The organism is uncultured Acidovorax sp. (genome assembly GCF_964021665.1).
Taxonomy (GTDB): Bacteria; Pseudomonadota; Gammaproteobacteria; order Burkholderiales; family Burkholderiaceae_C; genus Acidovorax; species Acidovorax temperans.
This window is the reverse complement of record NZ_CAXIAK010000006.1, coordinates 71488-80979: the sequence shown is the minus strand read 5'-3', so window position 1 is coordinate 80979 and position 9492 is coordinate 71488. Positions and strand designations below refer to the sequence as shown.

Genomic DNA, 9492 nt, shown 5'->3' with positions numbered 1-9492 from the left:
CCACACCGAATGCTGTTAACCTGCTCAACGCCCCCGCGGGCGACCAGCTGCGCTTCATCCTGGTCACCAACCACGAAGTCGCCGCAGCGGAGGCCGCATCCTTGAGCGCCCGCGGCTTGCAACCGGGCGACGCGGATTGGGAAGCCCAAGGCATCTGCCGCTCGGTGACCTGGCCGCGCAGCAAGTTCACCATCCTCGGCCAGCGCGACGATGGCTCGGTGCTGACCGGGGAATACCTGACCGGCAAAACCGTGGAGCGGGAGAAAGCGCGCAGCTTCACGCAGATCGGCTTTGTCGATCCGGCACAGCTCGACACACTGCCCAAGAAGAAGCAGGTGGTGGCGCTGATCGATGGTCTACCGCAGACGCTGGTGAAAGATCCGTGCCCCTTCATCGTGTCGGAAGGCCACAAGGCCAGCGTGCTGTTTGACCCGGCAGCCGCGGAAGACTGGCTGGAGGCGCTGGACGGGCAAGAGCACATTACCGACTTCTACATCGTCACGCCCGTCAAGCGTGTGTTCGACCAGTTGAAGGCGCAGGTGGCCGAACTGCTCGGCCCGATTCTGGTGCCGGAGGAAGAAAAGCGCCCGATGAGCGCAGGCTTTGCCGCCAACCTCGCGTACTTCAAGCTGGATTTTCTGGAGCGCGAACGCGTGTCGCTGCGCCGGGCTTTCCGCGAAATCCTGCCCCTGCTGTGGCTGAAGGCTGGTGCCTTAGGCCCGCGACCCGAGCTGAAGCGTGGTGAGCCAGAGCCGGTGCTGTTTGCGCCGGAAGGCAGCAATTTTGTGGTGCTGCTGGATGAAACCCGTATGGGCCGTTTGCTGAAGTCCCTGGAAGGTCGCACCGGCTTGTCACTGGTGTTCATCGTCACCGATGCAGACGAATCCTTCAAAACCATGGCGCAGGACGTGCGCGAGGTGGCGGCCAAGGCCAACCCCGGCTTGGCGGTGGTGCAGTTGTACCGCGATTACCTGCTCAATTTCATGATCAACAAGAACCAGGACCGCGCTGCCGGTCAGGCTGGCACACAGGGAGCGCGGGCATGAGGGTCACGCTGTTCGATTTTCAGAAAGACGCGCTGGGCAAACTGCGCGACGCCTTGGTGAGCGCCCGCAAGAGCGTGTCGCCGGATAACCAGCAAGTCGTCGCCTTCTCGGCAGCCACGGGCAGCGGCAAGACGATCATGATGACGGCGCTGTTCGAGGCCATATTGGACGAGCCCGATGACCAATTGGCCTGGCCGCTGGATTGGGCACCGCAACCGGATGCCGTGATCCTGTGGGTGTCGGACATGCCCGAGCTGAACGAGCAGACCAAGCTCAAGATCGAGAGCAAATCGGACAAGGTTTACCGGGTCAACCAGCTCATCACCATCGATGCGCATTTTGACGCGCCCCGGCTGGATGGCGGGCGCATCTATTTCATCAACACGCAGAAGCTGGCCGTCAATCAACCGCTGACCAACCGTGGCGACGGACGGCAACATCTGATCTGGGAAACGCTGACCAACACCGCGCGCGCTGTTCCCGACCGCTTTTATGTGGTGATCGACGAGGCGCACCGCGGCATGACCTCGGGCAAGGGGGCGCAGGCTGCGCAGACCTTGATGCAGCGCTTCTTGTTGGGTTACCCCGAGGTTGGCCTGGTCAAGATGCCGATGGTGATTGGGGTGTCGGCCACGCCCAAACGATTCCTGGATTTGATCGCCAACGCTGAGCACACCGTGACCACGCACAAGGTGGCCGTGCCTGCTGAGGAGGTGCGCAAGTCTGGCCTGCTGAAAGACCGCATCCTGATTCATCACCCGGAAGCCGCCACCACGGCTGAGATGGCGCTTTTGGAAGAGGCGGCACGGCGCTGGGGGCAGATGACGGCCGCCTGGGGCGCGTACTGCCATGAAGAAAAAGAACAAACCGTCTGGCCGGTATTGGTGGTTCAGGTTGAGAACGGCTCAGAACGGCAACTGACCAAGACGGATCTTGGCGCAGCACTGACCGTGATCGAGAGTGCCATTGGCCGTCGCCTGAACGAAGGCGAGGTTGCCCATGCGATGCACGACACGGGTGACCTGGACGTGGGCGGCCGCCGGGTGCGCAAGGTCGAAGCCTCGCGGATTGATGCGGACAAAAACATCGGTGTGGTGTTCTTCAAGACCAGCCTGTCCACCGGCTGGGATTGCCCGCGCGCCGAAGTGATGATGTCGTTCCGCCGTGCGGAGGACCACACCTACATCGCCCAGTTGCTGGGCCGGATGGTGCGCACGCCGCTGGCACGCCGCATCGAAAAGGATGCGGCGCTCAACGATGTGCATCTGTTTTTGCCCTACTTCGATACGGGGGCCGTGGAAAGCGTGGTGGCCTCGCTGCACAACGCGGAAGATGTGCCGCCCGCCGAAACCGGCTCCAGCCGCAATTTGGTGGTGCTCAAGCGGCGCGAAGGCTGCGAGGCCATCTTTGCGGCACTCGACGAATTGATCACCTACCGTGTGAATGCCGCTCGGGCGCAAAGCCCACTGCGCCGGTATATGGCCATTTCACGCAGTCTGACCATCGATGAGATTGATGACGATGCCTGGGGCCAAGCCAAGCAGCAGATCGTTGAGTGGATGGGGCGGCGGGTCGCCGCGATCAAGGCGGCAGGCCAGTTCGATGCTGCGGCCAAAGCGATCACGCAGGTTGGCCTGCGGACCTTGGCTGTCAATAACGGCGCTGGCGTAGCTGAGCCGACTGCGGACTATCACATTGATGCCTCGGACGTGGACATTGATCGGCTGTTTGAAGAAGCTGGTCGCGCCTTCAGCCATGGCCTGCAGATGGAGTACTGGCGCGCCCACGCGGATCGCGATGCGCTGGATGTGAAGGTCGAGGCCATCGTTCTGGCTCGCAACGCGGCAGAAATGGCTGTTCTGGAATCCAAGGCGGAGGCGGCCTTCGACAGCCTCTATGACCAGCACAAGAAGGCCATCTACAAACTCAAGGAGCAGCGGCGCGTCAATTACGAGAAGCTGCGGCTGGCGACGGCCAAGCCCAACGAAGTGCCATGGCATTTGCCAGCATCCATCGACTTCAAGCGCTCGCCTGCCGATCCGATTTGGGAGCGCCACCTGTACGTAGAAAGCAGTGGCCAGTTCCGTACCGAATTGGGCACCTGGGAAGCAGGGGTGTTGAAGGAAGAATTGGCCAAGCCTGAAGTGGTCGGCTGGTTGCGCAATCTGGATCGCAAGCCGTGGTCACTGGAAATTCCGTATGAAACGGGTGGTGACGTGCGCCCGATGTTTCCAGATCTGGTCGTGGTACGCAAAAGCGGCAGCGAGTTCGTCATAGATATTCTGGAGCCCCATGACCCTAGCCTGAGTGACAACTTTGAGAAAGCGGTCGGGCTGGCAAAGTTTGCGGAAAAGCACGGCGGGTTATTCGGGCGCATTCAACTGATTCGGAAGCAATCCTCTGCCGGTGGCGAGCATTTCGCGCGCCTGGAGATCAACCAGGCCGCCACGATCAAGAAGCTGCTGCTGATCAACAGCAACCCGCTGCTTGATGATCTGTTTGCTGCTGCATCCAGGTAATCCCAGGGAGTGGAAATGAGTTCAAGCAAGAAGGGCCAGATCGAGAGCGCCAAGATTGTCGTCGGCGAGGTGTTCTCGCGTTTCTGGTTCCGCATCCCGGATTACCAGCGAGCCTATGTCTGGGGCAAAGATGAGATTTCCGAGCTGATCGATGATGTGAATTACGCCAGCGAGCACAACCCGGAAGGGCAGTACTTTCTGGGTTCTATGGTGCTGCGTAAGGCAACTCGCACCACCGACGGGGTGAGCTTTGAAGAGTACGAACTACTGGATGGCCAGCAGCGTCTGACCACGTTAATGCTGATGCTGGCCTGCATCCGTGACCGAGTGACGGATGACAAGCTTAAAGCCGCTTGCCGTGAAATGCTGTTCCAGGAAGAGAACAAGTGGAAGAAGATTCCCGGTCGCAATCGCATCGTCTATGACATTCGCGATAACGTTGGCACCTTCATCGAAAGTTACATCAAGACTGATGGTGGCTCTCAGAGCCCGGATTTGGTGGGCATCGCAGCCAGCAAGAACCTGTCGCTGTCGAATATGGCCGCAGGCTTGCAGACCATACATGCCAGTATTGATGACACCACCCGTTTTCCGTCCGAGGCAGACTTTGACCGCTTTGTCGGATATTTGCTGAACAACGCACTGTTCATCTATGTCTCCACCGAGGATCTGGACGACGCTTTCCGCCTGTTCACCATCCTTAACGACCGGGGCATCCCCCTGTCGAACAGCGACATCCTCAAGGCCAAAAACCTTGGCGCCATCAGCAAGGACAGTGAGCGCACCAAATGGGCCGAATACTGGGAGGAGGTCGAGGGCGAGATGGGTCGTGATGAATTCGACCGATTCCTATCCCTGGTGCGCACGATCTACGTGAAAGATAAGGCGCGCGAAGGTCTGCTCAAGGAATTCGACGAGCGCATCTACGGTGCCAAACCACCGTTGCTGGCGCTGGGCACTGACAGTTTTGAGGCTGTCAAAGCCTACAAGGACGCTTTCGACGAGGCAATCCAGTTTGATGGCCTGCCAACCAGCCTTGGCAACGCGTACCGCAACCGCATCAACGTGATGCGCCGTGGCTTGCCTGCCACCGATTGGATTCCACCGGTGCTGGCCTGGTATCGCAAATTCAAGGCTCAGAAACTGCTCGACCTGATCGAGCGCATCGATAACAAATTTTCGGCCGACTGGATTGTGCAGCTGACACCAACCCAGCGGATCAGCAACATGAACGAGGTGCTCAAGGCCATCGAGTCAGCCAGGACTCCAGACGAGGTCTTGGCCAGCAGGGTTTTCGATTTCGACTCTAAGCAGCTGATGGATCTGCTCGACGGTGCGATCTATGGGCGGCGCTTTGCCAGGTATGTGCTGTTGCGTTTGGAATATCTGCTGGCCAGTCATGCCGCACCCTTGAACTTGCCCGACGAGATCAGCGTCGAGCACATTCTGCCGCAGACACCGGGCAAAGCCAGCCAATGGCTCAAGGATTTCACCGATGCGCAGCGTGAGGTATGGCTTCACCGGCTCGGCAACCTGATGCTTGTGTCACGACGTAAGAACACGTCGCTGGGCAACCTGGACTTTGCCGATAAACGGGTGCGTTACTTCGAGGACCGAGTTGAAAGCTTGCCAAACTCCCAGCGTCTCCTGGCCTTGGGTACCTTCACTCTGGGTGATCTAGAGGTGCGGCATAAGGATTTGCTGAATCGTCTGGCCGGGTCATATGGGATCAAAGCATGACTCCGCAGCTGGTGGGCGGGAACTGGATTCTCGTTTGTATGTTGGCGACAGAGTTCTTGGCCCCGACTTTTAAACACAGCGCAACGATTCGGCCCAGGGAGTGAAGCGCGTGGCAACGAAGAAAACTCCGAAATCGACCCCCAGCTGGAGCGACGTTAAAACCAAACTGGCCGACTTCGACCGCGCTGGCCTGATGGGGCTTGTGCAAGACCTGTACGCCGCCAGTAAAGACAACCAGGCATTCCTGCACGCCCGCTTCGGACTCGGCGAAGATGTGCTCAAGCCCTACAAGGCCGCCATCGACCGCTGGCTCTGGCCCGACGTGTTCAAGAACCAGGACACCTCGGTAGCCAAGGCCAAAAAGGCTATTTCGGATTACAAGAAAGCTGTCGGGCAACCCGACGGACTTGCGGAACTGATGGTGTTTTACTGTGAGCGTGCAGCCGGGTTCAGCAACGACATTGGCCTGCAGGACGAGGGGTACTTCGACGCACTGGTGCGAATGTTCGAACAGGCCTTGAAGGCGATTGCTGCATTGCCCGATGCGGCGCGATCCACGCTCTGGGGACGTCTGTGCGTGGTTCGAAACATCAGCCACAACTTTGGTTACGGCGTAGGCGACGATATGGATGAGTTGCTTTCCGAGTACGGGGTCGATGACTGAACGGACAGCTCTCTCAACTTTGCAGGCCGAAAACGCCCGCCTGATCGCGCTTCTTGAATCCCACGGCATTGAGTGGCGTGCGCCGCAATCAGCTATCGTTGTGGCGAGGGAGCCGGAACCGTCCCGGCTTTCCACTGCCGAAAAGGTGGCGCTGTTCCGCCGTCTGTTTCGAGGCCGCACCGATGTCTATCCAGTTCGATGGGAAGGCAAGACCTCAGGCAAGTCGGGCTACGCACCAGCCTGCGCCAATGAGTGGCGCGCCGGTATCTGCGAAAAGCCGCGCATCAAATGCGGCGATTGCAGCAATCGCCTGCTGATCCCACTGTCCGATGCGGTGATCTACGATCACCTGGCCGGCGAGCACACAGTAGGCGTCTATCCGCTGCTGGAGGATGACACCTGCTATTTTTTGGCTGTGGATTTCGACGAGGCCGACTGGCGCGACGACGCGCGAGCGTTCATGCGGTCCTGCGAAGAGCTGGGTGTTCCGGCTGCGCTGGAAATCTCGCGGTCCGGCAATGGCGCGCATGCATGGGTGTTTTTCGCCAGCCGGGTTTCAGCGCGTGATGCCCGCCGCTTGGGCACGGCCATCATCACCCATACCTGCGCTCGCACCCGGCAACTGAAGCTGGAATCCTATGACCGACTGTTCCCGAACCAGGACACCATGCCCAAAGGCGGGTTCGGCAACCTGATCGCCTTGCCGCTGCAGAAAGGTCCGAGGGAGCAGGGTTTCAGCGTCTTTGTCGATCCCGATCTGCGACCGTACCCTGATCAATGGGCGTTCCTCGCGTCCATCCAGCCGATGGCCGCGCACGATATCGAGCCGACCATCCTCCGGGCCTCGGGTGGCGTCCATCCGCTAGACGTCACCTTCATCGACGACGAGGACCTGGCCACGCCCTGGAAGCGCGAGAATACATCGGCCAAGAAACTGGCCGGTCCGATGCCGAAGTCACTGACCGTCACGCTGGCCAATCTGATCTATTTCGAGAAGGCCGAGTTGCCGCAGGCTCTGGCCAACCGGCTGATCCGGCTGGCGGCTTTCCAGAACCCTGAGTTCTACAAGGCCCAGGCGATGCGGATGTCGGTGTGGGACAAGCCGCGCGTCATTGGATGCGCCGAGAGCTATCCCCAGCACATCGCCCTGCCGCGCGGTTGCCTGGATGCCGCGCTGTCCTTGCTGCGAGAGAACGGTATTGCCTGTGACCTGCGAGACGAACGCTTCGGCGGCCAGCCGCTGGACGTGTCTTTCGTCGGCAGTCTGCGGCTCGATCAGGAAGCCGCTGTTGCAGGACTGCTCACCCACGATGCTGGCGTGCTGTGCGCGCCAACTGCCTTCGGCAAGACGGTCACCGCCGCCGCGATGATCGCCCGGCGGGGCGTCAACACCCTGGTGCTGGTGCATCGCACGGAGTTGCTCAAGCAATGGCAGGAGCGCCTGCAAGCTTTTTTGGGTGTCGCCAAGGGCGTGGTCGGCACCATAGGCGGCGGCAAGGCCAAACCGACTGGCAAGATCGACATCGCGGTGATGCAGTCCCTGTCGCGCCAGGGTGAGGTGAACCCGCTGGTCGAGGACTATGGGGAGGTGATCGTCGACGAGTGCCACCACGTCGGCGCAGTCTCCTTCGACGCGATCCTCAAGCGGACCAAGGCGAAATACGTGCTGGGCCTGACGGCGACCCCGATTCGGCGCGACGGGCAGCAGCCAATCATCTTCATGCAGTGCGGGCCGATCCGATACATGGCCGCCAAGCCAGCCGGGGCACCGCGTGATCTGGAAGTGCTGCCTCGTTCACGCTTCGGCCGGATCGACGTGCCGACCGATGCTGGCATTCAGGACGTCTTCCGGCACCTCGCCAACGATTCGGCCAGAACAGCTGCCATTGCCGCCGAGGTGCGCGATGCCGTCGCGCAGGGACGCAAGGTGCTGGTGCTGACAGAACGCACAGAACACCTCGATGCCATCAAGACGGAACTCGACAGCCTGCAACCGGCCCCGTTCGTCTTGCACGGAAGAATGTCCAGGAAGCAACGAGCGACGCTGGTCGCGGACCTGGATGCACTACCGCCCGACGCGCCGCGCGTCCTTTTGTCCATCGGCAAGCTGGTTGGCGAGGGATTCGATCACCCGCCGCTCGACACCCTGGTTCTCGCGATGCCGGTGTCTTGGAGGGGCACGTTGCAGCAGTACGCCGGGCGCCTGCACCGCGAGCACGCCAGCAAGACTGACGTGCGGATCATCGACTTCGTCGACACCGGCCATCCGGCGCTGCTGCGGATGTGGGACAAGCGGCAGCGTGGCTACCGGGCGATGGGGTATCGCATCAGCAGTGAAGATTTGAAGTGAGGTGTGAATTCGCCAGTGCCTGCAGCAACCCGCGCCAGTGCTCATGAGCTCGGGAGGCCAGTCGGCACATGGTCAACTGTCCGCCACCACACAAGACACCGCCACACACTGGAAACCCCAGTCTGTGGCGGTTTTTCTTTGTGCCTCGGTGTCGTGTGGTGTCCCGAAATTCGCACCGATTTCACACGGAATTCGCACGGGTCATCTGGATGCGGCAACACGCGCTCTAATCGTGTCTGCATACAAGGCCACTTGCCTCGCAGCCATAACACTGTCCAGGATGGATGTTGAGCGCCGGAGAAGATCGCCCCGTCCCTGAAACAAAGAAAGCCCGGCAGAGCCGGGCTTGAAGTGGATCCGTGAAACCCGTGTTTCGAGAGGATCCAAGGAGACAACTGGAGTGAAACCGGCGGAGATCTGCCGATTTCTGGGCGTGCTTAGCGCTTGCGTGGAGCAGCTGTCTTGGCTGCGTTCACGGCGGTGTTGGTCACGGCGTTGAAGTTGGCTTCGGCCATGTCGCTGGCTTGCTTGACGGCCTTCTGGACCGATTCAAAAGCGTTGTTGGCAGCAGAGACGGCGCTCTTCATCATGGCGACAGCGGTTTCGGAGCCGGCAGGAGCGTTCTTTGCAGCGCTGTCCACCAAGTTGGTGAAGGCCTTTTGTGCGTCAGCGGTCTTGGCTTCGAAAGCCTTGCCGAATTCAGCGCCGGTGCCCGAGGCGATGTCGTACAGGTGGCGGCTGTAAGCGGCAGTCTTTTCCGCCAGGGGCTGGAACAGGCTGGCTTGCAGGGCCAGCAGCTCTTGCGCGTCCTTCACGCCCAGCACGGCTTGTGTGTGGCTGGCGGCTTCAGTCAGGGCTGCACGTGAAGCGGTCACGTTCAATTCGACCAGCTTTTCCACGCCTTCGAATGCCTTGGTGGTCAGGCCGAACAGGGTTTCGATGTTGGCTTTGTGGGATGCCAGGATTTGTTCTGCGGTCAGCGTCATGTGATATCTCCTAAAAAGGTGGGTCTCGAAAGACCGGGTACTTACAGACATCTGCGCTGACGTTGTGATTCGCATGAATCATGTTGCAGTGCAGCATGGGTTGAATTTTAGGCAGCTATGGTGTGATTGCAAGTGTTTTTTGTTGCAATGCAGCAAATTAGAGGCAACCCTCCAGGAAATGCCCGAG

General features: G+C 60.1%; 5 protein-coding genes and 1 pseudogene. 5 read left to right on the top strand and 1 reads right to left on the bottom strand.

Annotated features, from left to right (window positions below):
* The 5 genes and pseudogenes from AADJ04_RS02560 to AADJ04_RS02540 form a co-directional block, all read left to right on the top strand.
* Positions 1–1046: pseudogene (locus AADJ04_RS02560) on the top strand (site-specific DNA-methyltransferase); the annotation flags it as partial.
* Positions 1043–3565 (top strand): DEAD/DEAH box helicase family protein, encoded by a 2523-nt coding sequence (locus tag AADJ04_RS02555; RefSeq protein WP_341238649.1) that lies wholly within the window; start codon positions 1043–1045, stop codon positions 3563–3565. The pseudogene AADJ04_RS02560 and the gene AADJ04_RS02555, both read left to right, overlap by 4 nt.
* Positions 3566–3580: 15 nt before the next feature.
* Positions 3581–5305, top strand: a complete 1725-nt coding sequence (locus tag AADJ04_RS02550) for a DUF262 domain-containing HNH endonuclease family protein (RefSeq protein WP_341238648.1) — start codon at positions 3581–3583, stop codon at positions 5303–5305.
* Positions 5306–5414: 109 nt separating this feature from the next.
* Entirely contained in the window at positions 5415–5969 is a 555-nt protein-coding gene (locus AADJ04_RS02545; RefSeq protein ID WP_009517702.1) for a hypothetical protein, read from the top strand.
* A 19-nt stretch (positions 5970–5988) separates the two neighbouring features.
* Entirely contained in the window at positions 5989–8319 is a 2331-nt protein-coding gene (locus AADJ04_RS02540) for a DEAD/DEAH box helicase family protein (protein ID WP_341238647.1), read from the top strand.
* A gap of 437 nt (positions 8320–8756) precedes the next feature.
* Here the strand turns inward: AADJ04_RS02540 and AADJ04_RS02535 are convergent, their stop codons facing one another.
* Complete coding sequence (locus AADJ04_RS02535; protein WP_066695745.1) at positions 8757–9305, bottom strand: phasin family protein; 549 nt, start codon at positions 9303–9305, stop codon at positions 8757–8759.
* Positions 9306–9492 lie beyond the last annotated feature (187 nt).

Coding starts and splice junctions, on each gene's coding strand:
- AADJ04_RS02555 (WP_341238649.1), top strand. CDS start 1,043: ATGAGGGTCACGCTGTTCGATTTTCAGAAAGACGCGCTGGGCAAACTG.
- AADJ04_RS02550 (WP_341238648.1), top strand. CDS start 3,581: ATGAGTTCAAGCAAGAAGGGCCAGATCGAGAGCGCCAAGATTGTCGTC.
- AADJ04_RS02535 (WP_066695745.1), bottom strand. CDS start 9,305: ATGACGCTGACCGCAGAACAAATCCTGGCATCCCACAAAGCCAACATC.